The following is a 22,303-nucleotide window of genomic DNA, read 5'->3' on the forward strand; positions in this document are numbered from 1 at the left end:
TCACTTTGCCTCAAACATTTTTACTGTAAACTTTCACAAAAAACCCTTATGATAGGAAAAGAAGGAGATGAACTAAGAATGCTTACGATTGAAAAAGTACCTAAAAGCCAAGCGGGCGTTTTGCAAAATTTGTATTCTCTTTATCTCCATGATTTATCTGCGTATACACCTTCTTTAGATATTCGCGAAGATGGAGCTTTTCATTTTGAAGAGCTGCCCTTGTTTTGGAAAGTAGAAGGCCTCTCGCCATACTTTATTAAAGTAGATGATAAGCTGACGGGCTTTTTTTTACTTCTTGAACAGCCCGCACTTCAGCAAGAAGCAGATTACTGCATCAATGATTTTTTTATCTTAAACAAATACCGAAAGCAGGGTATTGCTTCTGAAACGGTAAAAGACATTTTCTCTCATCGAAAAGGAACGTATATGATTATTGAGCTTGCAGGCAACAAGCGGGCTATTTCATTTTGGAAACATATTTATGAAAGCTTACATATTTCCTTTCAAGAAAAGAAAATTGAACTTGACGGAGAGCCAACTCTTATTCAAACGTTTAGTGTGTAAAACCCTTCTGGAAAGCAGAAGGGTTTTTATTAAACTAAATATTAACAATTTTCAACAAATTATGTATAATTAAAGATGCTTGTCGACATTTATTCACAGGAGCATTCCTGTAAAGGAGGAGTAAAATGAAAGCGTTATCTAATTTCTTCACGGCGCTTGTTCAGCGCTTTTTACCTGATCCGTTTGTATTTGCTTTAATCCTGACGCTGATTTTATTTGTATCAGGTATTGTTTTTACTCCTCACGGGCCGATTGAGATGGTTCAGTTTTGGGGAAGCGGCTTTTGGAACCTTCTTGCATTTGCGATGCAAATGAGCTTAGTGCTTGTCACGGGACATGCGCTTGCCAGCTCGCCGCTTGTAAAGAAGTGGCTTGTGAACATAGCGCTGTTAGCCAAAACTCCGGCGCAAGGGGTAATTCTGGTCACGCTCGGCGCAGCTATGGCCTGTATGATTAACTGGGGGTTTGGCTTAATTGTAGGTGCGCTGTTTGCGAAAGAAGTAGCGAAACGCGTGCCGGGATCTGATTACCGGTTTTTAATTGCCTGTGCTTACATAGGGTTTTTAACATGGCACGGAGGTTTGTCGGGTTCGATTCCTCTTGTTGCTGCTACACCTGGAAACCCAATGGAAAAAACGGCTGGACTTATTCCGCTGTCAGACACGATTTTTACAGGCTACAACTTATTTATTACCCTCGGATTATTAATTGTCCTTCCTATTATGACAAGACTGATGATGCCGACGGGAAAAGAAGTGGTAGAAATTGATCCAAGACTGTTGGCGGAAGATGAAATGGCTCCGGCTACAGTTGTTGAGACAACTTCTTCTAAGCCAACATTTGCTGTACGCATGGAAAACAGCAGGTTTTTAAGTCTAACAATTGCACTTCTTGGGTATTCATATTTAATTTATTATTTTGCTACAAACGGCTTTAAAATGGATATTAACACAGTGAATTTATTATTTTTCACGACGGGTATTTTACTTCACCGTACCCCTTTATCCTATATGAATGCCGTTTCTAATGCGGCGAAAGGCACCGCTGGGATTGTGATTCAGTTTCCGTTTTATGCAGGTATACAAGGCATGATGGAGCTATCAGGTTTAGGCGGGAAGCTAACGAACGCCTTTATCTCGATTTCAAATGAAACGACATTTCCGTTTCTCGCGTTTTTAAGTTCCGGCGTTGTGAACTTTTTCGTTCCCTCGGGAGGAGGACACTGGGTTGTACAAGGACCTTTTATTATGCCGGCAGCTGAACAGCTCGGCGTAGATCCGGGAGTCGCTGCGATGGCCATTGCTTACGGAGAAGCATGGATGAATATGGCGCAGCCGTTTTGGGCACTACCTGCACTAGCTATCGCAGGGCTCGGAGCACGCGATATAATGGGCTACTGCGTGACGACCTTAATTGTATCAGGCTTTATTTTTGCTATAGGACTAACGTTTTTTTAATACGAAAAGGTCAGCTGAAAAGCTGACCTTTTTCATTACTTTTTTCTTTCCCAAGCGTATCTATCTACTTTATAAACCAACTTCGCGCGCACTCCAGTCCCAAAATTCTTCTGCAAGCCGTTCATTTTTTGCTCTTGAAGAAGGAGGAGTCACGCGTTTTTTATAAAAATAAGCGCCGCTAATATGCGTCACTTCAGGACTGTCAGCTAAATAAATAGCTGTTTCGGCACCTTGAAGAGGTGTTAAAAAGAAAGGGCGAAGCACGGCGTGAATGCTTTTTCCAAAACCTGTTTGACGATTAACGCCGATAGCGGTAGAAACGGCTCCGGGGTGAAGGCAATTTACGGTTACAGAGGTGTCTTTTAACTTTTTACTTAAATGAACCGTAAATAAGTTATTTGCTAATTTAGACTGAGAGTATCCTCGCCATATTCCGAATCCTGTTGTTAAGTGAGGGTTGTTGAGGTCTATTTTTCCCGCTTTATGAGCACCGGATCCAACGTTTATAATGCGTCCCTGTTGAGATTTTTTCAGCGGATCTAAAAGTAAATTAGTTAATAAAAAGTGACCCAAATGATTGACACCAAGCATCATTTCAAATCCGTCTTGTGTTGTTTCCCGCTTAATTGTCACGACGCCCGCGTTATTAATCAGCACATCAAGTACACTGTAGCGAGACGTAAAGTCTTCACTGAAAGCCCGGATACTGTCAAGAGAACCTAGGTCACAGGTCATAAGAGATATGGAATCCGATCCGCTTTGGCGTTTCGCTTCTTCTAAAGCGGCATTTCCTCTTTCTTCATTTCGGCATACCATAATGACTTCGAATCCTTTTTTAGCTAGTTCAATCGTTGTGGCCAGCCCCATTCCTGAATTGGCACCTGTAATTAGCGCTCGTTTTGCTGTCATGAGTATGTTCCTCCCAACTACATCTTTTTTCTAGTGTATAAGATAAGAAGATATGTCGTCCACTTCTAGCTTTTTCTTATATTTCTTTCATGCTTTAGAAAAGTATGTAAAATGTGCACAGGGGAGAAAATGTTGCACAAAGGTCAATATTTTACACCCTACTCGTCAATTAAAGCGGTTTCATAAATAGCGGATTTCGCTAAAATAAGACATAGGGAGGTGCTAGTAAGATGAATAGCCAAAGTAAATTACAGGAGACAGAATATGTTCCTTTAGAGCAAGAACTTAAAAGAGAACCATCAGTTAATACGAAAAAACGTAAAAATTTGAAAAATGCAGGTTTATTTGCTCTATTTGTAGGGCCCGCACTTTTAGCGTTTTGTGTGATTGTACTTATACCATTTTTTACAGGGATTTATTACTCATTTACAGACTGGAACGGAGTAAACGGCACGATTAACTGGGTGGGGCTTGATAACTTCAAGTACTTGTTCACCGAAGATAAGCAGTTTCAGCAGTCGTTTTGGATCACAACAAAATATACGGTCGTTGCGATTATCTTAACGAATGTGGTTGGGTTCGTGTTAGCAATCCTTGTTACTCAAATGTTAAAAACACGAAATATTTTACGTACGGTTTTCTTTATGCCGAATTTAATTGGCGGACTTTTACTAGGATTTGTATGGCAGTTCATTTTCGTAAAAGGATTTGCATCTATCGGACAAATCACGGGAATCTCGCTTTTTGAACTTCCTTGGTTGGGAGACGCAAAAACAGCATTTTGGGGCATCGTGATTGTAAGTGTATGGCAAGGAGCAGGTTATATCATGCTTATTTACACAGCAGCACTGCAAAACGTACCGCAAGAGCTGATTGAAGCAGCAAAAATTGACGGAGCAAGCAGATGGCAAATTCTTCGTCACATTACAATTCCAATGGTAGCGCCGGCAGTAACGGTTTGTTTATTCTTAACGATATCATGGTCATTTAAAGTATTTGATGTCAACTTATCATTAACAAACGGTGGTCCATTCAAATCAACAGAAATGTTAGCGCTTAACATTTATACAGAAGCATTTGTGAATAACAGATACGGTCTAGGTGAAGCAAAAGCCTTAATTTTCTTCATCGTCGTAGCAGCGATTACGATTATTCAAGTAACATACACGAAGAAGAAGGAGGTTGAATCGTAATGGGAAACAAATATACGAGCAAAACCTTTATTGTTGAAATTTTAGCAGTCCTGCTTGGACTGGTGTTCTTGGTTCCCTTTTATTACGTGCTTTCAAACTCCCTGAAGTCATTTGCAGAAATTTTATCAAACACATCGGCACTGCCAACAACGATTCAGTTTCAAAACTTTGTTAATGCATTTAACCAAATGAACTACTTAAAAGTGCTTAGCAACTCGCTGATCATTACAGTCATCAGTAACGCAGTTCTAGTCATCTTCTGTTCAATGGCAGCTTACATGCTGGTTCGAACAAAGAAAAAAATCAGCAGCATTATCTTTATGGCATTCGTAGCGGCAATGGTTATTCCATTTCAATCCATCATGATTCCACTTGTAAAAGTAGCAGGAAACTTAAATCTGTTAAACAGCATTTGGGGTATTGTGATCATGTACTTAGGCTTCGGTTCAGGTATGACGATTTTCTTATACCACGGATTTATTAAAGGAATTCCAGTTGAGCTAGAAGAAGCGGCAATCATCGACGGATGCTCACGTCTAGGCGTATTTTGGAGAATTGTGTTCCCATTATTAAAGCCAATTACAGTAACTGTCGTCATCTTAAACAGCCTATGGATTTGGAATGACTTCTTACTTCCGTCTCTTGTTTTGCAAGATCCTGAGCTAAGAACGATTCCGCTTGCGACATTCTTCTTCTTTGGTCAGTATACAAAGCAGTGGGATTTAGCACTAGCAGCACTTGTAATCAGTATTATCCCGCTATTAATCTTCTTCTTTGCAATGCAAAAACACATTGTTAAAGGAATTACAAGCGGTTCAATTAAATAATAGAAGCGGCAACAGGGCTGGTTTTGAGGCTGAGGCATCAAAACCAGCAGCAAATAGGGAGGAACAGAAAATGGCATTCAAAATGAAAAAATGGCCTTTAGCAGTAGGTGTTTTATCGGCTACGCTTTTATTTTCAACCGCATGTTCAAACGAAAGCGCATCTGGTAATAAAAAAAGCGGCGGAGATCAAGTAGTAGTAGACGTATTTCAAGGAAAAGTAGAAATTGCAGATCAGCTAAAAGCTCTAACTGATCAATATACAAAAGAACATCCAAACGTGAAGTTCAATATCCAAACGGTTGGTGGAGGAGCTGACGGTGCAGCAGCCTTAAAAGCGCAGTTTGCGTCGGGCAATGCACCCGACCTTTTCACAAACGGCGGATATCAAGAGGCGAAAACGTGGAAAAATAAATTAGAAGATTTATCAGATCAGCCTTGGGTTGATGACGCATATGAAAACACACTTACACCAATGACGATGGACGGTAAAGTATATGGACAGCCAATCAGTCTTGAAGGCTATGGATTTACATATAACAAAAAACTGTTCAAAAAAGCAGGCATCAAAGAACTTCCAAAAACGTATTCAGAATTAGAAGCAGCGGCTAAAAAGCTAAAAGCAGCCGGCATTACGCCATTTTCTATCGGCTACGGAGAGTGGTGGGTGCTTGGAAACCACGGCTTAAACATTCCATTTGCCAGTCAAAAAGATCCGGATGCATTTATTAAAGGATTAAATGACGGCAGTACGAAAATCGCAGGAAACGAGCAGTTCAAACAGTATGTAAAGCTGCTTGATTTAACAGTGAAATATGGAAACAAAAATCCGTTAACGACGGACTACAACACGCAAGTAACGAAATTTGCGACCGGTGAAGCAGCGATGATTCAGCAAGGAAACTGGATTCAGCCAATGCTTGATAAAATTACGCCGAACATGGATGTAGGTATTCTACCTATGCCGTTAAGCGATGATGCAGCTGTATCTGACAAGCTTGCAATTGACGTTCCAAGCAACTGGGTTATTCACAAACAAGCACCAGCGGCAGATAAAAAAGCAGCCAAAGACTTCTTAAACTGGATGGTTACATCTAAAGAAGGTCAAAAAGCGCTAGTAGAAGACTTCAAGTACATTCCAGCCTTTAAGTCAATCGAAGCAAAAGACATCGGACCTTTAGGTGACGAGCTTCTTAAATATTCTAAAGATCAAAAAACGATTCCTTGGGAATGGACAAAGTTCCCTGAAGGCGTAACGCAAAAATTTGGAGCAGATGTACAAGAATACATCGGCGGCCAAACATCTGAAGATGAGCTGTTAAAATCATTAGATAAAAGATGGGCTGAGTTGAAGTAATTGAAAAGACAACCTTTTGGTTGTCTTTTTTTGTGGAATCAAAGATATGATATTTTTGTATCTTTATCCTTTTTATAGAAATTAATTGTGTATAAAAGGTTAGATATTCCTATTTAGATAGGTTAGCTGAAACTTTATAATGGATAATATAGGGAAAAGTTAGATTAAATACAAAAAGTTTGATGGTTTTCTAATTAAAGTGATAAAAGAGGGAATTTAATGGGTAAAGTGTATGAAGCAAGTTCGCTGCTTGCTTATGCAAAAGAGCGTGTAAGTACATATAAAAAGCTTAATGAAGAATTAGGTGAACTGAAAAAAGCATTACAAGGTGTAGCAAACTTAGATACCGAATTTCAAGGGAAAGGTGCAGACCAAATTAAAAAATTTTATCAAATGCAGGTAGACGTGGTTGGCTATTGGGAAGCATTAGTTTCCGCTCACTACGCCTATTTTTCTGTATTATCAGAACGTGCACACGAAGAAAAGTTAGATGGTCATACGATTGTTGATGTATCTTTTTTAGAACATGAACTCGAAGTAGCTAATAATCAGTCAACACAAATGATTGAAGCACAACATAAAGATTTGAAAGATATCTTGAACGATATACATGATATTTTGCCGTTGGACGCTTTTTCAACAAAGGATGTTCAATCGAAGCTAAAGAGCGCAGATAAAAAGAGGGCTAGTACTATTACTGCAGTAGAAAAACTAGATCATAATTGGTCTACTGAATATGCAAGTTTAGATGAAAATTATCAATCTGTAAAAAGCAGTGTTGATGAGCTAGAAGCGTTAACTTCTCAAGGAAGTGGAGCTTATCAAGTTGTTTTTGACACTAAAGCCTATCATAATAGTGAAAAATACAAAGTACAGCAAAAAATTAGCCAAAATACAAAAAGTTATTTAAAAGCAAAAAAAGAAGAAAAAACATACTATGAAAATAAAAGACAAGCAGAAATTGAAGCAAATAAACCATGGTATGAAAAAACATGGGAAGTCGTTTCAACCTTTACAGGAGAAGCGACTGGATATTATGATTATAAGCGAGCAACCGAAGGTGTAGATCCTGTGACGGGTAAAAAGCTCTCTGCCACTCAGCGAGCAACTGCAGCGGCAATGGCTGCAGCTGGTTTTATTCCAGTAGTAGGATGGATTGGTAAAGGAGCAAAAGGAGTAAAAGGTGTATATAAAGCTGGTAAAGGAATGAATGCGGCTCACGATGCACTGCTTGCATATAAAAATCCTAAATCGTTTCATGTTCTTCAGAACACCGAAAAAGGTCTTTACGGACTTGTAGGTACGAATGGGACGTACGAATATGTAACAGGAAAAGATGTACTTGGAAATAAGCTAGATGAAGATGAGCGTAAAAGCGCGTTAATAGGAGCATTTGGAGGGCTATTTGGAAGCGGAGCTGGTGCAGTAATTACTCAGAAAGTCGCCAAAGATACGAAAGAAGTCATTCAAGGAGCAAAAGTGCTAGGTGAACAAGCAAAGCATACGTTTAAAGAAACCTCTAATTTAGCCAATACTACAGGCGTTCAAAGACACTTAGCTTTTGCTGGAGAAAGTGCAGTGTCTGAGTCAAGCTTATATTCCAAGTCTTCATCTCATCTAGAAAACAATATTTATAAAACTACTTCTGATTGGAATGTGCCATCGAAAGGTAGTGGAAGAGGCTCTCAATCTTCAAAAAGTCTTGAGGCTGTTAACTCAGAAACTAGATCTGCTGAAACTTTATCAAAGAACTTAGATATTATTAACAAACTAGAGTTTAATCAAGCTAGTAAGGCCAAATTAGCAGCGGCTGTAAAAGAGGGTTTAGTTGACCCAGCAAGCTGGAAAGGTAGCTTAGTAGCTCCTAGTAAAGATGTTACACACCTAACTAACCGGGAGCTTCAAGCGATTAATTTACGTTTAAGCAAAGAAAAAATATTAAAGATAATACCGGTAAAACGTAAGGTGAATGCTGATAGAATTCAGCGATTAAGGTTAATGGCTGCTAAAAAAGCAGAACAATACGCTAATCAAGTGAGGAAAAATCAAGCTTGGACTATTCAGAAAACACATAGTAAATCCAAACAAGATTCTGTAATACTAAGCGATGAATTAAAGAATGCCGGTATTATACGGCCGAAAAATTCTCAAGCTCATCATATCGTTCCTGTAAACGATGGAGGGATGAGAGAGTATTTAGAGAAATATGGTATAGATATTAATTCTGCTGCTAATGGAGTTTTTATCACCGCAAAAGAGTTTAAATTTTGGCCAGGACAAGTTGTACACCATTTGTATGGAGATTATTGGCTAACTGGAAAGAGTTTTTGGGGACATGGGAAAGTCTATAAAGACTACTTGAAGGACAGCATACTGAGAATCGACAACGCTCCTATACCTCATGAACAAAAGACGGAGCTTATAGTTAATTTATTAGATAAAACTAGAAAAGACTTATTAACAGGCAAAATAGACTTCCTATATAGAAACTAGAGGTGTTGTTTATGAAAATATGGAAATTAAGTACAAGTTTAGAAAGTGAGCAAATAGCCGCTGCTAACAAGGAAGATGACGAAACACTATTTAGAAATCTGCTGCAGCAAGGAGAGTATCTACATAGTAAAACAAATCTTCCAGTTGAAACATATGAAAAAGGAGAGTTAAATAACCTTTTAACTTATAAAGGTTTTGCAACTCCTCCAATTATCGATGGATATGCTGTTCAGAGCTTAGAAAAACTAATTTCTGAGTTTGTAGAATTTGTTCCTCTTACTCACCCTGAATACAAGTGCTACGCTGTTAATATTGTTAATGTGATAAACGAATGTGTGAATTATTCAGAATCAATACCTGATGATTTTGGAGGGTTTGACAAGCTATCCTTTATAGAGGATAAGGTACAGAGACAGCCAATTTTTCGAATAAAGTATACCGAACATAGTCTAGGAGATTTTCCTATTATCTCTCCAGAAATTTATGTTTCTGATGCATTTCGAGAGGTAGTGTTTGAGAACGGGCTAACCGGTTTTACTTTCTATGAAGTATGGTCATCACAGGAAGCAGAAGCTTCAGTTGAAGAGTTAAATCCATTTGTTCGTGAATCGCTCGATGAGGATGTGGAAGCTCACTTACAAGCATATTATGGGCCAATTATCCGCCGTGTTGAAGCAGAATCAGCTGAGGTGACAGAGGCAGGTTTTTATGAAATGGCTCCTACAGAATCAGTGCCGTTTTATACGGTCGCAACACATGGTTATAGTACGCTTCGCCTGCCGGCACCCCCTGGATTAGACAGCGCGTACGTTGAACTGGTGATGCATGCAGATCAAGATCCGTTTGAAGATGAAAAGTACAGCTGGATTCCTCAAGTCATGCATCAAGTAGGAAGCTTTGCGGTTAACAATATGAATTGGATTGGTCAGTGGATGGTGTTTCCAAATCAAGAGCTGGATCGCTACGTGGATACCTATGAACGAACGTTAACAGGTGAAAAAGTGAAGCTGCCATTACAGGTTCAACCGTATTCACCAGAAAGCGGCTTTTGTGGTGTTATGGTCGTGCCTCCTTTGCCGCAGTGCCAAGAGGCATTTATGATGCCGTATCTTGAAAACGGAAAAGAAACCCACGGAGAGTGGCCAGTCTATTTCCATACGCTTCTCCCTTTGTACGAAGAAGAAATGGAGTACTATTTCCAGCATGGACAAGAAGCTTTGCTAGAAAAGATGATGGAAAATGGCATCGAACACTTATTTAATTTACATAGACCTAATACGTTTAAGGAAAAAAGAAAAGGCTTTTTCGGCAGATTTAATAAGTGATAAATAAAAAGAGGCTGGGACAAAAGTATGTTAGACGAAGTGAAAAACGAACCATTTATCAACCATGTTGATGAGTGGTTCGTTTTTTTTGTTAGGGTAAACGTAGGTTTCACCTGTTGAGATTCTTCTAGCCGTTGATTGGAGGGCAAGACGAAGACTCCTGCGGGAAAAGCGGAACAGATGAGACCCCGCAGGAGTGTAAGCGACGAGGAGGCTCAGCGTCCGCCCGCGGAAAGCGAAGTCTTGCACGGAAATCAACGGCGGTGTCTCAAACGGTTCAGCTCATGTCTCTCATTTGTTCGTCTTTAGATTGGATTCAACTCGTTATGTCCTAGCCTCTTTTTATTTTGCTTCTTCTTACAAAAAGGGGAGAAAGCGCGCTCTTTCCTGTGTGGTTACTTAACTTCTTGGCCAAAGCATAACCGCTACGCCAATCAGACACACAAGTCCGCCAATCCAATCGTATGTATCGGGCATTTTTTTATCAACCCACCACGCCCAAAACAGGCTTAAAACAATAAAAATACCGCCGTAAGCTGCATATACACGTCCAAAGTCAGGGAACGACTGCCACGTAGCAATGACGCCGTACAGCACCAAAGCAATACCGCCCAGAAGTCCTAACCAGCTTGATGCTCCTTCGCGCAGCCACTGCCAAATCAAATAGCCTCCGCCAATTTCAGCAAGACCTGCTAAGATAAAAAGAAAAATCGCTTTAATCATAACCTATACTCCTTATATCATCATTTCGTCTCTTTTATTCTATCTTACTTTTTTCGTTTGATGAACCGTTCGTTTGTTTTAAATAAGTACACTGGAAAGCATTCCTTTATCAATTTGTCTTCAAACCTGCTAAACTATTAATAGTATGAGTTTATGTGACTGTTTGTACGAGTGCAAAGAGCTATGTAATGACTTCTGCTCAGAGTACTTTTACAAGTAGACGTTAGCAGGAAATTGACTAATTAAAAGAATAAGACGTTTAACAGTATAAAAAAGTAAAAAGAATGCAGATATAGGGGTTTGGTAAAATGAGTTTAGATCATAAAGTGATACGCATTGAACTGCCTACGCCATTTCCAATTGGACCAGTGAATGTGTTTTTATTAAAAGCAGACAAGTTAACGTTAATTGATGCAGGTATGAAAACCAAAGAAGCGTGGAGCGTTTTTGAAGAGGCGCTTCGTAAAGAAGGATATAAAGTAACAGATATTGAACAAGTTATTCTGACTCATCAGCATCCGGATCACACTGGATTTTTAGAGTGGCTGCCGAGTGATATACCGGTTTACGGCCATAAGCTTGTGGAGCCTTGGATTTTCCAAGATGAAGAGTTTGTTCAGCAGCATAATGAGCTATATCGTAATTTCCTTATGGAGTTTGGAGTCAGTGATGATGTAATGGAAGAATGGCTTCGTAAAGCAACGGCTGCAATTCAAGTATATTCACCTAAAGGGCAGAAGCTAACGGGTTATTTAAAAGAAGGAGATACACTTCCGTATGCGAGTGAGTGGGAAGTAATTGAAGCGCCGGGACATTCGTTAAGTCAGCTGATGTTTTACAATCGCAAAGAAAAAGTTGCGTTTGGCGGAGATCATATTTTGCCAAAAGTACCGTCAAACCCGTATTTAGAGCCAACCATTCAAAATCCCAAGCCAACGCCGCTACTGGACTACTTAGCGTCTCTAGAAAAAACGTTGAACTATGACATTGATTTGATTTACAGCGGTCATGGTGAACCGCTTAGTGACATTCATTCTTTAATTATGGAACGTATTCAAAAGCAGCATAAATGGGCGCTGCGCGTGTTACAAGCGATGGGGGAAGGAAAGAAAACAACGCTTGAAGTCAGCGCTGCATTTTTCCCGGATATGTATCAAAAAGCACCTGACTTTATTTTCTCAGAAGTGTACGGCCAGCTTACGTATCTAGAAAAAGAAGGCTACGTGGAATTAACAAAAAATAAAGACGGCGTCTTGCTGTGGGAAGCTACACGTGTGCTTGCTCCTCAGTCATAACATAAAAAAACCAGCTTCTTTAAAGAAGCTGGTTTTGTCTGCTTACAGTGAATGCAAGCGCTCAATGCGTTTTTCAAGCGGTGGATGAGTAGAAAATAAGCGTGAGAATTTTTCTTTACCGCTAATTTTAAAAGCGGCAATTGATTTTTGACGGTCATCTACTAATGAAGTAGTATGACGAAGCGATTCTAACGCATAAATCATTTTTTCCTTGCCGCCGAGTTTAGCTGCAAGCTCATCGGCTTTGAATTCACGTCTTCTTGAATGCCAGAAAATAATTGGGCTGCTTAAAATACTAAAGAGAATCTCAAATACAATCGATGTAAGGAAATAAACAACCATCGCAAACTCTTCTCGCACAAAGTTTGACACCGCTTTGGCTACTAAACGAGAGAAGAAAATAACGAATGTATTTAATACTCCTTGCAGTAGCGTAGTTGTGACCATATCACCGCTTTTAATATGCGCTATTTCGTGAGCGATAACGCCGCTGATCGCATCGCGGTCCATTCGTTCAAGCATTCCGCTTGAAACGGCAACAAGCGAGCGTCTTTTACTTGGCCCCGTTGCAAACGCGTTAACTTCGGCTGAGTGATAAATTCCGACCTGAGGCATTTTTCTTAATCCTGCCACAGATGCAAGTCGGTGCGTTTCTTCTAAAACAAATCGTTCGTATTCACCTTGAGGGGAACGTTCATCAATAACTTGAACACCCATCATCCACTTTGCCATTAAGCGTGACATCATAAGAGAAATAATCGCGCCGCTGAAGCCGGCAATGACGCTAAATGCCAGCAGGCCGCCGTAACCGCCGCTTCCCATATAGCTTTGAACACCTAATAAAGATGTAATCGTTGTGATTGTAATTAATACTAGAATATTAACGAAAATAAACAGTGAAATTCGTTTTAGCACAAGTCTTCCTCCTTTAACTAATACGTGCATGATAGGTATACGGTTAGTAGAGAGGAAAGGTTTCATTTATTTATTCAAATTTACTAAAAAGATTACTATGTTAAGTAGTTAAATTGTAAATATCAAATGGAATGCATTGTTTACTCTATAATCCAGAGCGTTTTTTAAAAATAAATTTCATAATTTACGTCTATCTTGAGACAAGGCGTACTAAAATAATAAAAAAAGGTGTTCAACTCATGAACACCTTTTTGGTAAACATATTTAAAGATTACTAGTCAATAACTTCATGACGTTTAAAAATTAACCTTAGGCTCTGTACCCAATTTAATTCGTTTGAAGTTTTTAATATGCTTCCATGTAATGAAAACAAAAATAACGGCTGCAAATACGATTAGTACAACATCACCTACATAAATTGATGCTAAAAAGGCAACCAATGCGCCAATAGGTGAAGATAAGGATACGTATTTAGAAATTTTGAGAGAAATTAAAAAAGCAAGAATCCCTAGAATGAAAGCTAACGGTGAAAATGCAAGGAATACACCAGCGGCAGTCGCTACAGATTTTCCTCCTTTAAACTTTGCAAAAATCGGATAGCTATGTCCAAGAATAGCAATAAATCCAGGGACAAGCATATGCAAGTGACTATTCATCATAAGCGGTAAACAGACGGCTAGCGAGCCTTTTGCTATATCGCCGATCAATACTATAATACCTGCTTTCTTTCCTAAAGTGCGAAAGGTATTAGTAGCTCCTAAGTTACCGCTTCCGTGCTTACGAACATCGGTTTTGTAAAAGCCCTTTCCAATCACTAAAGCAAAAGGAATTGACCCAATTAAATAAGCTAATAAGATAATTATAGCGTTTGTCAATACGTTCATTGTTGGCACCTCAAATTGTGTTGTTAGTATTCATTAAAATATAAATGCGGTAAAAGTAGTCTTTTGTATGGCTAAAGGCTTCTAGTTTTTTCGGTGGAGTTTTTGTAAATTCGATTGGCTTTCTAGTGGGACAACCCAATGCTTTTTTAGTATGTTAAGATATTTTTGAACTTTTAAACCTTGATACGTATTAGTATAGATTGAGATGTCTATTATGAATATGTAAAAAGAAGAAAAGAGGAGAAACGAAAAGGCAAAAACAAAAAACTTGTAATACAATTTTAAAAATATACCATAAATATTTAAAGGTTAAAAGATATTTTGGGTATATTGTAGTGGAAAAAAGCGTTTTGATCATTTTTTATGAAAAACAAGACAAAAAAATTAACAAATCCAAAAAAATATAATAAAATGTAAAACAGTGTTTCGAAATATTAACTTCTTAAAATTGAAAGGGGTTCTGCACTTGTTGTGGACAGATATCAAAGAACGAGAAGTAGTTATGTACAAAAACTGCCAGGCGAAAATTTTAGAAAAAAAAGGGCCGAATAAAATAGTCGTTCGAAATTTAGAATTCCCGGAAAAAGGCGATTGGATATCAGCCGAGCTTGATTTTGAAGCTGTTGAAAAATTTGAGAAGAGTCGAGAACACTAATACAAAAAACATTTTATAATACTTCTATTTATCATATAAGAAAAAGCCGAGCTTACATTTTGAGTTCGGCTTCTTTGTTGATGTTTACTTCATTCTCTCGACGAAGAGCTCCTCGTTATTACATGTAAAACAACGCCTTTTCCTCTCATTCATTTTCCACTATTACACTAGTCCCGTATAAAGACGTATCTTTATATGGGACTATCGATTTATTTTTAGTACACGTATTTTTGCCACTTTTTTCATATACAACCGTTCAGAAACAGAACTTCTGTGCATACATTGAAGACAAAGGGGGAGGATACATTGGGAAAAACAAGTCGTATATTGAAATGGGTCAGCGGAGGATTAGAGGCTCTTTGGGGGATTCCAATTCTAGGCGGCACCTTGGTTATTGGCCTAGCCTACACGCCGCTTATTCTAATGCTCGCATTGCATATTGTAGGTTTAGTATTTGCGATTAAAACAAACAAAGTTCGGACAGGGCATATCATGGGAATTGTCTGTTCTGCTATTGCGTGGATTCCAATTGTCGGCATGATCATGCACATCTTAACGGCTATTTTCTTACTTATAGAAGCAGCCAAAGATAATGAACCATCTGAAGACGCAGCATAAAAGAAGAGCCGCCTGATTTTAGGTGGTTTTTTTATATTTCCAAATAAAGACTGGTAGGCTCTTTTGCTTTGAAAAATCCTTTTTATGTTAGAATATTAGAAGTATTTTCTAAAAAAGGGGGTAAACACAATAGATAAAGAAAATCAAAAGAAGAACAGATTTCTTGCCGTAGGAGTTATATTAGCCGCTCTTGTAAGTTTTATATTTCTACTATGGAGTATAGGCTGGGTAATTCCAAATGCAATGAGTGCCAGCGGCTATAAAGGTAAAGAAACGTTTATTGATTTAAATGTGTTTAACGGAAACCAAGCAGAATTTGAAAAATACTAGTTTACTAGAAAGGTAAGAGAGGGAGGAAAAAATAATGCCTACTTATAACAAGCTAGTGCGAGATAAAATTCCCACAATTATTGAAAAAAGTGGAAACACCTTCAAACCACGCGTGCTGCAGCGAGATGAGTATCAAAATGAGCTGAAGAAAAAGGCAAAAGAAGAGCTTCAAGAATACATAGAAGCCCAAACGCATCAAGATGCCATTGAAGAACTCGCAGATTTACTGGAAGTGATGCACGCGCTAGCAGCTGTGCACGGGGCCACGCCAGAACAGCTTGAGAAAGTGCGTGAGGAGAAGGCGGAGGAGCGCGGGAAGTTTGATGGTCGAATTTATTTAGTGGAAACAGAAGAAGCGTAGTTTGGTGGTGCAATAGTGGAAGGAGCGAGCGGTGGCAGGTGAGTTTCAATTTAAAAGTAGGAGAAATAAAAAAAACTTATTTAACAGAACAAGAAATTTGGAAGATCATTAATCAATTTTTCGCTAATGGTCACTTTACCACAACATATAAATATGGATTGATGAAAGCTTTAATTGAAAACCTATATAATGTTGACAATCGGTTAGTCCTCACGTTTGATCAAGTGTATTTTTCATTTGCTAAAATATATTGGAACTTGGTTATTCATCATGATTTAAATCAATTAAATACGTCCAACAGACAAGCTGGAATTCAAAAAGAGTTAAAGGAATTTCAGTTAATGCATGGTGTCCCCAATAAAGTAGTATTTGATCGTTTACCAAGTAATCTTCAATTGCAGTTAGTAGAAAGAACTAAAAAAGTGGGGGCAAGGTATGTAGTAGGGGCGTTATATGGAGATATGGAAGGTTCTGTTTATGAGTTTGATAAAAGAACAGAATACATAAAGTTTAATAGCAGTCTATATTTTTTTTACAAAAATATAGACAAATTGTTACTCATTTAACCAATTATCATTTGGCGAAATTTTTAGAAAAGCATAATGACAAAAATAAGTTGGAAGATGTCTTGTTGAAAGTGGAAAATATATCAAAACGCGAATCGCTGCATGCATTCTATAACATCCTTTGGAAATATGAAACAAAAGAATGTTTTTATTGTGGGAAAGTTCTTTCTGATAAACGCATCGCTACTCATGTAGATTATTTTATTCCATGGAGTTATATCCAATCAGATAATATGTGGAATTTGGTGCTAAGCTGTCAAAGCTGCAACACAAAAAAGAGCAATAAACTTGCTAAGAGCTTATATCTTGAGAAGATGTTTGTTCGTAATGAGAATCTTAAATTAACAGCAGTTCACAATGATTTTAACTATTATTCGGAGCGTAAGTTAGAAGCTCTTTATGAGTATGCTGGAATGAATGGATACGTAGAAAACTGGTCTCCTTAAACCCGAGTATTTCTCTTTTCATCTCAGTTACAAAATCCCCTCTTGAAATTTTGTTCACCAAACAAGTAAACTAAAGACATAAGTTTGGTAAAATTGGGATAAGAAATTCATGAGGTAAGGGAGAACAAGTCGATGGAGATGGATCAAGAGAAATTTAATAAGGTGATTGAAGCGGCAAGGATGTATTATATTCTTGATTATAATCAAAGTGAAATTGCAAAAAAACTTGGTGTATCGAGGCCTACGGTTTCTCGATTGCTGCAGACAGCAAAAGAAGAAGGCATTGTTCAAATTAAAATTGTGGATTCATCTATCAATAGTGAAAAATTGTCTTCTCAGCTTGAACAAAAATTCAATCTAAAAAAAGCAATCGTCACACCGGTGCCTCAATATGAAAATCACATTATTAAAAGTCATCTAGGCGTGGCAGCAGCTGACTATCTCTATGACATCGTAAAAGATGGAGATATTATTGGGGTGACGTGGGGAACAACTCTTTATCAAGTGGCCATCGATTTAAAACAAAAGTATGTGAATGACGTGCAGGTTGTGCAGTTAAAAGGCGGCGTAAGCCATTCGGAAACGAGCACATATGCTTCTGAAATTATGTACTTATTTGGAAAGGCATACAATACGCCTCCTATGCATCTTCCGTTGCCTGTGATTGTTGATCATGTGGTAGTCAAAAAAGCAATGGAAACAGACCGTCATATTAAGCGCATTTTAGATTTAGGCAAGCAAGCCAACATTGCCGTGTTTACTACGGGCCCCATTAAAACGGATTCGCTGCTTTTTCAGCTTGGCTACTTTTCCGAACAAGATGTAGAGATGATTTCCTCGCGAGCAGTAGGAGACATTTGTTCACGCTTTTTTGATAAGGATGGACAAATTTGCAATGAAAGCCTGGATGAACGGACGCTTGGACTTGATTTGGAGGAGCTGAAGAAGAAAGAGTACGCCATTTTAGTAGCTGGCGGGGATCAGAAAATCGACAGCATTTACGGAGCGCTGCAAGGGAAATTTGCAAATGTACTCGTTACTGATCAGTTCACGGCGCGCTTTTTATTAGATAAACAAGAGTAAAGGAGATGAAGACGCTGTTTTTTCAAGAGCAAAAGCTTCATCGAATTGAAATAGTAGAAGATATTGTATCTTATTCCGTGTCGTCTCTGCAGGCACAGCGAAACCGGTATCCTTTTCAAGGGGACGTTTCAAAAGACGGAGTGATTGCCAAAGGAACCACGGGCTATATCATTAAACGGTGGGGAAGAATGTATTTTTCTCCTGATGCTAATCAAAAAGGAATTGAACAATTTACACCCCCTGATCAGCCATATGTATTAATTCCTTATAAAAAGGTAAAGAATAAGTACAGAATCGTATTGTCATTTGTGATAAAAGCTGAAAAATAAGGGAAGACTTCCGAGTGCGGAAGTCTTTTTTTATTCACTAAAACAGCGGCTATAAATATTTTTGAACAAATGTAAATATATCTGTTTACAATTGTTCAAAGCTATTATATAGTAAGGGTGTAAGTTGTTGAAAACGTTTTAGTGGATGCACAATATGCAGATACTTTTAGGGGGAAAACGTCATGAGAATGGTTGACTTAATTGAAAAAAAACGTAATGGACATGAATTAAATAAAGCAGAAATCGATTTTATTATCGAAGGTTATACAAAAGGGGATTTACCTGATTATCAGCTATCGGCATTTGCGATGGCGATTTACTTTCAAGGAATGACGCAGGAAGAACGCGTAAATTTAACGCAAGCAATGGTTGAATCAGGCGATCAAATTGACTTATCAAAAATTGAAGGTATTAAAGTAGACAAACACAGCACAGGCGGCGTAGGTGATACAACAACACTTGTATTAGGACCTTTAGTAGCTGCGGTTGATGTACCGGTTGCCAAAATGTCTGGCCGCGGCTTAGGACACACTGGCGGTACGATTGATAAACTAGAAGCAGTGCCTGGCTTCCACGTTGAAATTACAAACGAAGAATTCATTCGTTTAGTAAATACAAATAAAATTGCCGTTATCGGTCAAAGCGGAGACTTAACGCCAGCGGATAAAAAACTTTATGCGCTTCGTGATGTAACAGCAACGGTTGATTCGATTCCGTTAATTGCAAGCTCAATTATGAGTAAGAAAATTGCGGCTGGAGCAGATGCCATTTGCTTGGACGTGAAAACGGGGAACGGCGCATTCATGAAGAAGCTTGAAGACGCTGAAGAATTAGCAAAAGCAATGGTTGAAATCGGAAAAGGCGTAGGCCGAAACACAAAAGCAATCATTTCAGATATGAGCCAGCCTCTAGGTTTTGCGGTTGGTAATGCGCTTGAAGTGAAAGAAGCAATCGACACGTTAAAAGGCGAAGGCCCTGAAGATTTAACGGAGCTTTGCTTAACATTAGGAAGTCATATGGTTGTACTTGCTGAAAAAGCAAGCAGCTTAGACGAAGCGCGTGCAATGCTTCAAGAAGTAATTAAGAACGGAAAAGCATTAGAATCATTTAAAACATTCTTAAGCGCACAGGGCGGAGACGCTTCTGTGGCAGACGATCCGTCTAAATTACCGGATGCAGCGCACAAAATTGAAGTGCCAGCAAAAGAAGATGGCTACATTTCAGAAATCGTTGCAGAAAAAATTGGCGTAGCAGCAATGAAGCTAGGTGCAGGACGTGCAACAAAAGAATCTGAAATCGACTTAGCAGTTGGTATCATGCTTAATAAAAAAGTTGGAGACCAAGTGAAAAAAGGCGACTCTCTTGTTACAATCCACAGCAACAGCGAAGATGTACAAGAAGTGATGGATATCGTTTATGATTCTTACAGCACGGTCGCTGAAAAAGTAGAAGCTCCAACGTTAATTTATAAAGAAATTCATTAAGAAAGAGAGAGGAAGAACAAAATGAGTCAAAACATTACGGGTATTATTGATCATACATTATTAAAAGCAGATGCAACAGAAGAGCAAGTTACGGTTTTAGCACAAGAAGCAAAAGAATATTCATTCGCTTCAGTTTGCGTAAATCCAACGTGGGTAAAAAAAGCAGCTGAGTTATTAAAAGATGCTCCAGAAGTAAAAGTGTGTACGGTAATCGGTTTCCCTCTTGGAGCTACGACTTCAGCAGTAAAAGCATTCGAAACAACAAATGCAATCGAAAACGGTGCAGATGAAGTAGATATGGTGATCAACATCGGCGCATTAAAAGATAAAAACTATGACTTAGTGCAAAGCGACATTCAAGCAGTAGTAGATGCTGCAAAAGGAAAAGCGCTAGTAAAAGTAATTATTGAAACAGCTCTTTTAACTGACGAAGAAAAAGCAAAAGTTTCTGAGCTAGCTGTAAAAGCTGGAGCTGATTTTGTTAAAACGTCAACGGGCTTCTCAACAGGAGGCGCAACGGTAGAAGACGTAGCGCTTATGAGAAAAACGGTTGGACCGGATGTAGGTGTAAAAGCTTCTGGCGGCGTTCGCGGCTTAGAAGATGCAAAAGCAATGATTGAAGCAGGTGCAACACGTATTGGTGCAAGCTCTGGCGTATCAATTGCAAAAGGTCAATTAAGCAACTCTGATTATTAATAAATGACAGCAGGTTAGTACTAGCTAACCTGCTGTAAACTAAGCAAAGGATGATGACGGTGGAGCCAAAACAATTAATAGATGAAGCAATCGCAGCAAGCAAACAAGCACATGTACCGTATTCTCACTTCCATGTTGGTGCAGCTCTTTTAACAACCGATGGGAAGATTTATCGTGGATGCAATATTGAAAACGCTTCCTATGGATTGACGAACTGTGCTGAGCGAACGGCTATTTTTAAAGCTGTTTCAGAAGGGGACAAGCAGTTTTCAGCTATTGCAGTTGTAGGAGATACGGACGGCCCAATTTCTCCTTGCGGCGCATGCAGACAAGTATTAGCTGAGTTCTGTGATGATCACACACAAATTATCTTAGCAAACCTAAAAGGAGATTTTGTGATTACAAACATTAACGAAATCTTACCAGGCTATTTTTCATCAAAAGACTTACAAAAATAAGTAAGCAGTGGAGGATACTATGAAATATTTAATTGGCATCTTAGGATTACTCGTTGTCTTTGGATTAGCGTATCTTGCAAGTAATAACCGTAAAGAAATCAAATATAGACCAATCGTTATTATGGTTGTGATTCAGCTTCTTTTATCAGCTTTACTTCTAAACACAAAGTTTGGCTTGATTATTATTAATGCGATTGCCAGCGTTTTTGGAAAGCTGCTTTCATACGCAAATGAAGGCGTAGAGTTCGTATTTGGCGGAATCGCGAATAAAGGATCAATGCCGTTTTTCTTAAACGTGCTGCTTCCAATCGTTTTTATCTCTGTCTTAATCGGGATTTTGCAGCACTTTAAAATTCTTCCGTTCATTATGAAATGGATTGGGTTGGTTCTCAGTAAGATTAACGGAATGGGAAAATTAGAGTCTTATAACGCAGTAGCTTCTGCAATTGTAGGTCAGTCAGAAGTATTTATTACCGTTAAAAAGCAACTAGACAAACTGCCGCCAAACCGTTTATATACGCTTTGTGCATCAGCTATGTCGACTGTTTCAATGTCTATTGTCGGTGCTTATATGACAATGATTGAACCAAAATACGTGGTAACAGCAATTGTGATTAACTTATTTGGCGGATTTATTATTTCTTCTATCATTAACCCTTACACAGTAACGGATCAAGAAGATATTTTAGAAGTACAAACTGGTCATAAGCAAACGTTCTTCGAAATGCTTGGCGAATATATTATGGATGGATTTAAAGTAGCAATTATCGTAGGTGCGATGCTAATTGGTTTCGTTGCGCTGATGGCTGCGATTGATAACGTGTTTGAAATGTTATTTGGTCTGTCGTTCCAGCATCTGCTTGGCTATGTGTTTGCACCGTTCGCATTTATCATGGGTGTTCCTGCTTCAGAAGTAGTAGCAGCTGGCGGAATTATGGCAACAAAACTTGTAACAAATGAATTTGTGGCAATGATGAGTCTTTCAGATATGGCTTCAACATTCAGTGCTAAAACGCTTGGAATTGTATCCGTATTCTTAGTATCATTTGCTAACTTCTCATCAATTGGAATCGTGTCAGGAGCGGTTAAAGGCTTAAGTGAAAAGCAAGGAAATACAGTAGCGCGCTTTGGTCTTCGTTTACTGTACGGAGCTACGCTTGTAAGCGTACTGTCAGCGATTGTTGTCAGCTTCATTTTATAAATGTAATAGAAACAGAAAGAAAAGCAGTTTCCTTTTCAAAAGGAAGTGCTTTTTCTTTTTTACATGTAAACCGTAACTCCGCACATCCTAAAGAAAAACATCGACACAGAGGAGGACAAGAAAAGCTGGGGGCTTTT

General features: G+C 38.6%; 24 protein-coding genes. 20 read left to right on the plus strand and 4 right to left on the minus strand.

All coding sequences use genetic code 11. The features are described 5' to 3' along the window. The first annotated feature begins 78 nt into the window (after positions 1–78). Complete coding sequence (locus ACRPLY_RS13930) at positions 79–564, plus strand: GNAT family N-acetyltransferase (RefSeq protein WP_028412945.1); 486 nt, start codon at positions 79–81, stop codon at positions 562–564. Between the two features lie 125 nt (positions 565–689). Then, positions 690–2,021: a TIGR00366 family protein gene (locus ACRPLY_RS13935; protein ID WP_014459643.1), complete on the plus strand. Its 1,332-nt coding sequence runs from the start codon at positions 690–692 to the stop codon at positions 2,019–2,021. Between the two features lie 69 nt (positions 2,022–2,090). On the opposite strand, the gene ACRPLY_RS13940 is transcribed toward ACRPLY_RS13935, so the two are convergent. After that, positions 2,091–2,930, minus strand: coding sequence for an SDR family oxidoreductase (locus tag ACRPLY_RS13940; protein ID WP_098999492.1), 840 nt, complete (start codon positions 2,928–2,930; stop codon positions 2,091–2,093). 230 nt (positions 2,931–3,160) lie between these two features. Between ACRPLY_RS13940 and ACRPLY_RS13945 the strand changes: the two genes are divergently transcribed. The 6 genes from ACRPLY_RS13945 to ACRPLY_RS13970 all read left to right on the plus strand — a co-directional run bounded on the left by ACRPLY_RS13945 (position 3,161) and on the right by ACRPLY_RS13970 (position 10,457). After that, complete coding sequence (locus tag ACRPLY_RS13945; protein ID WP_028412947.1) at positions 3,161–4,123, plus strand: carbohydrate ABC transporter permease; 963 nt, start codon at positions 3,161–3,163, stop codon at positions 4,121–4,123. Continuing rightward, on the plus strand, positions 4,123–4,950 hold the full coding sequence (locus tag ACRPLY_RS13950; protein WP_013057493.1) for a carbohydrate ABC transporter permease: 828 nt from the start codon (positions 4,123–4,125) through the stop codon (positions 4,948–4,950). The genes ACRPLY_RS13945 and ACRPLY_RS13950 overlap by 1 nt, the downstream gene beginning before the upstream one ends. A 70-nt stretch (positions 4,951–5,020) precedes the next feature. Continuing rightward, positions 5,021–6,304 carry an ABC transporter substrate-binding protein gene (locus ACRPLY_RS13955; protein ID WP_028412948.1) on the plus strand — a complete coding sequence of 428 codons (1,284 nt, stop codon included), beginning with the start codon at positions 5,021–5,023 and terminating at the stop codon, positions 6,302–6,304. A gap of 219 nt (positions 6,305–6,523) precedes the next feature. Beyond that, positions 6,524–8,797, plus strand: coding sequence for a T7SS effector LXG polymorphic toxin (locus ACRPLY_RS13960; protein WP_325076380.1), 2,274 nt, complete (start codon positions 6,524–6,526; stop codon positions 8,795–8,797). 11 nt (positions 8,798–8,808) lie between these two features. Further along, on the plus strand, positions 8,809–10,122 hold the full coding sequence (locus ACRPLY_RS13965; RefSeq protein WP_325076379.1) for a suppressor of fused domain protein: 1,314 nt from the start codon (positions 8,809–8,811) through the stop codon (positions 10,120–10,122). 134 nt (positions 10,123–10,256) lie between these two features. Then, complete coding sequence (locus ACRPLY_RS13970) at positions 10,257–10,457, plus strand: hypothetical protein (protein WP_325076378.1); 201 nt, start codon at positions 10,257–10,259, stop codon at positions 10,455–10,457. A 64-nt stretch (positions 10,458–10,521) separates the two neighbouring features. Here ACRPLY_RS13970 and ACRPLY_RS13975 read toward each other — a convergent pair whose 3' ends face one another. Further along, a complete protein-coding gene (locus ACRPLY_RS13975; protein ID WP_014459650.1) occupies positions 10,522–10,845 on the minus strand; it encodes a YnfA family protein in 324 nt (107 codons plus the stop codon). Positions 10,846–11,153: 308 nt separating this feature from the next. On the opposite strand from ACRPLY_RS13975, the gene ACRPLY_RS13980 reads away from it, so the two are divergent. Beyond that, positions 11,154–12,140, plus strand: coding sequence for an MBL fold metallo-hydrolase (locus ACRPLY_RS13980; protein WP_325077980.1), 987 nt, complete (start codon positions 11,154–11,156; stop codon positions 12,138–12,140). A 42-nt stretch (positions 12,141–12,182) separates the two neighbouring features. Here the strand turns inward: ACRPLY_RS13980 and htpX are convergent, their stop codons facing one another. After that, positions 12,183–13,055 (minus strand): protease HtpX, encoded by an 873-nt coding sequence (htpX, locus tag ACRPLY_RS13985; protein ID WP_014459652.1) that lies wholly within the window; start codon positions 13,053–13,055, stop codon positions 12,183–12,185. A gap of 296 nt (positions 13,056–13,351) precedes the next feature. Continuing rightward, entirely contained in the window at positions 13,352–13,939 is a 588-nt protein-coding gene (plsY, locus tag ACRPLY_RS13990; protein WP_028412953.1) for a glycerol-3-phosphate 1-O-acyltransferase PlsY, read from the minus strand. A 466-nt stretch (positions 13,940–14,405) separates the two neighbouring features. Between plsY and ACRPLY_RS13995 the strand changes: the two genes are divergently transcribed. The 11 genes from ACRPLY_RS13995 (at position 14,406) to ACRPLY_RS14045 (ending at position 22,166) form a co-directional block, all read left to right on the plus strand. Then, entirely contained in the window at positions 14,406–14,594 is a 189-nt protein-coding gene (locus ACRPLY_RS13995) for a hypothetical protein (protein WP_016764545.1), read from the plus strand. Between the two features lie 306 nt (positions 14,595–14,900). Next, the gene (locus tag ACRPLY_RS14000) at positions 14,901–15,212 is read left to right on the plus strand and encodes a hypothetical protein (RefSeq protein ID WP_028412954.1); all 312 of its coding nucleotides are present in this window, start codon (positions 14,901–14,903) and stop codon (positions 15,210–15,212) included. Between the two features lie 364 nt (positions 15,213–15,576). Next, the gene (locus ACRPLY_RS14005) at positions 15,577–15,903 is read left to right on the plus strand and encodes a nucleoside triphosphate pyrophosphohydrolase (RefSeq protein ID WP_155010074.1); all 327 of its coding nucleotides are present in this window, start codon (positions 15,577–15,579) and stop codon (positions 15,901–15,903) included. A 38-nt stretch (positions 15,904–15,941) separates the two neighbouring features. Beyond that, positions 15,942–16,469: a hypothetical protein gene (locus tag ACRPLY_RS14010; protein WP_235907350.1), complete on the plus strand. Its 528-nt coding sequence runs from the start codon at positions 15,942–15,944 to the stop codon at positions 16,467–16,469. Positions 16,470–16,540: 71 nt separating this feature from the next. Further along, on the plus strand, positions 16,541–16,915 hold the full coding sequence (locus tag ACRPLY_RS14015) for an HNH endonuclease domain-containing protein (protein WP_223546674.1): 375 nt from the start codon (positions 16,541–16,543) through the stop codon (positions 16,913–16,915). 138 nt (positions 16,916–17,053) lie between these two features. Beyond that, positions 17,054–17,998 (plus strand): sugar-binding transcriptional regulator, encoded by a 945-nt coding sequence (locus ACRPLY_RS14020; protein ID WP_026106623.1) that lies wholly within the window; start codon positions 17,054–17,056, stop codon positions 17,996–17,998. A gap of 5 nt (positions 17,999–18,003) precedes the next feature. Beyond that, a complete protein-coding gene (locus ACRPLY_RS14025) occupies positions 18,004–18,327 on the plus strand; it encodes a hypothetical protein (protein WP_140451470.1) in 324 nt (107 codons plus the stop codon). Between the two features lie 182 nt (positions 18,328–18,509). Next, positions 18,510–19,811 carry a pyrimidine-nucleoside phosphorylase gene (locus ACRPLY_RS14030; protein ID WP_016764541.1) on the plus strand — a complete coding sequence of 434 codons (1,302 nt, stop codon included), beginning with the start codon at positions 18,510–18,512 and terminating at the stop codon, positions 19,809–19,811. 21 nt (positions 19,812–19,832) lie between these two features. After that, a complete protein-coding gene (gene deoC / locus ACRPLY_RS14035; RefSeq protein WP_014459662.1) occupies positions 19,833–20,507 on the plus strand; it encodes a deoxyribose-phosphate aldolase in 675 nt (224 codons plus the stop codon). 59 nt (positions 20,508–20,566) lie between these two features. Then, positions 20,567–20,965 carry a cytidine deaminase gene (locus ACRPLY_RS14040; protein ID WP_013057475.1) on the plus strand — a complete coding sequence of 133 codons (399 nt, stop codon included), beginning with the start codon at positions 20,567–20,569 and terminating at the stop codon, positions 20,963–20,965. Positions 20,966–20,984: 19 nt separating this feature from the next. Further along, positions 20,985–22,166, plus strand: coding sequence for a NupC/NupG family nucleoside CNT transporter (locus tag ACRPLY_RS14045; RefSeq protein ID WP_028412960.1), 1,182 nt, complete (start codon positions 20,985–20,987; stop codon positions 22,164–22,166). Positions 22,167–22,303 lie beyond the last annotated feature (137 nt).

Source organism: Priestia sp. TGN 0903 (assembly GCF_050846855.1).
Taxonomy (GTDB): Bacteria; Bacillota; Bacilli; order Bacillales; family Bacillaceae_H; genus Priestia; species Priestia zanthoxyli.

Bases quoted from the DNA above. Each gene is read 5' to 3' on its own strand.
- ACRPLY_RS14005 (WP_155010074.1), top strand. From the start codon at position 15,577: ATGCCTACTTATAACAAGCTAGTGCGAGATAAAATTCCCACAATTATT.
- ACRPLY_RS13960 (WP_325076380.1), top strand. From the start codon at position 6,524: ATGGGTAAAGTGTATGAAGCAAGTTCGCTGCTTGCTTATGCAAAAGAG.
- ACRPLY_RS13965 (WP_325076379.1), top strand. From the start codon at position 8,809: ATGAAAATATGGAAATTAAGTACAAGTTTAGAAAGTGAGCAAATAGCC.
- ACRPLY_RS14025 (WP_140451470.1), top strand. From the start codon at position 18,004: ATGAAGACGCTGTTTTTTCAAGAGCAAAAGCTTCATCGAATTGAAATA.
- deoC (WP_014459662.1), top strand. From the start codon at position 19,833: ATGAGTCAAAACATTACGGGTATTATTGATCATACATTATTAAAAGCA.
- ACRPLY_RS14030 (WP_016764541.1), top strand. From the start codon at position 18,510: ATGAGAATGGTTGACTTAATTGAAAAAAAACGTAATGGACATGAATTA.
- ACRPLY_RS13950 (WP_013057493.1), top strand. From the start codon at position 4,123: ATGGGAAACAAATATACGAGCAAAACCTTTATTGTTGAAATTTTAGCA.
- ACRPLY_RS14020 (WP_026106623.1), top strand. From the start codon at position 17,054: ATGGATCAAGAGAAATTTAATAAGGTGATTGAAGCGGCAAGGATGTAT.
- ACRPLY_RS13975 (WP_014459650.1), bottom strand. From the start codon at position 10,845: ATGATTAAAGCGATTTTTCTTTTTATCTTAGCAGGTCTTGCTGAAATT.
- ACRPLY_RS13945 (WP_028412947.1), top strand. From the start codon at position 3,161: ATGAATAGCCAAAGTAAATTACAGGAGACAGAATATGTTCCTTTAGAG.
- ACRPLY_RS13940 (WP_098999492.1), bottom strand. From the start codon at position 2,930: ATGACAGCAAAACGAGCGCTAATTACAGGTGCCAATTCAGGAATGGGG.
- ACRPLY_RS14045 (WP_028412960.1), top strand. From the start codon at position 20,985: ATGAAATATTTAATTGGCATCTTAGGATTACTCGTTGTCTTTGGATTA.
- ACRPLY_RS13935 (WP_014459643.1), top strand. From the start codon at position 690: ATGAAAGCGTTATCTAATTTCTTCACGGCGCTTGTTCAGCGCTTTTTA.
- ACRPLY_RS13980 (WP_325077980.1), top strand. From the start codon at position 11,154: ATGAGTTTAGATCATAAAGTGATACGCATTGAACTGCCTACGCCATTT.
- plsY (WP_028412953.1), bottom strand. From the start codon at position 13,939: ATGAACGTATTGACAAACGCTATAATTATCTTATTAGCTTATTTAATT.
- ACRPLY_RS13930 (WP_028412945.1), top strand. From the start codon at position 79: ATGCTTACGATTGAAAAAGTACCTAAAAGCCAAGCGGGCGTTTTGCAA.
- ACRPLY_RS13955 (WP_028412948.1), top strand. From the start codon at position 5,021: ATGGCATTCAAAATGAAAAAATGGCCTTTAGCAGTAGGTGTTTTATCG.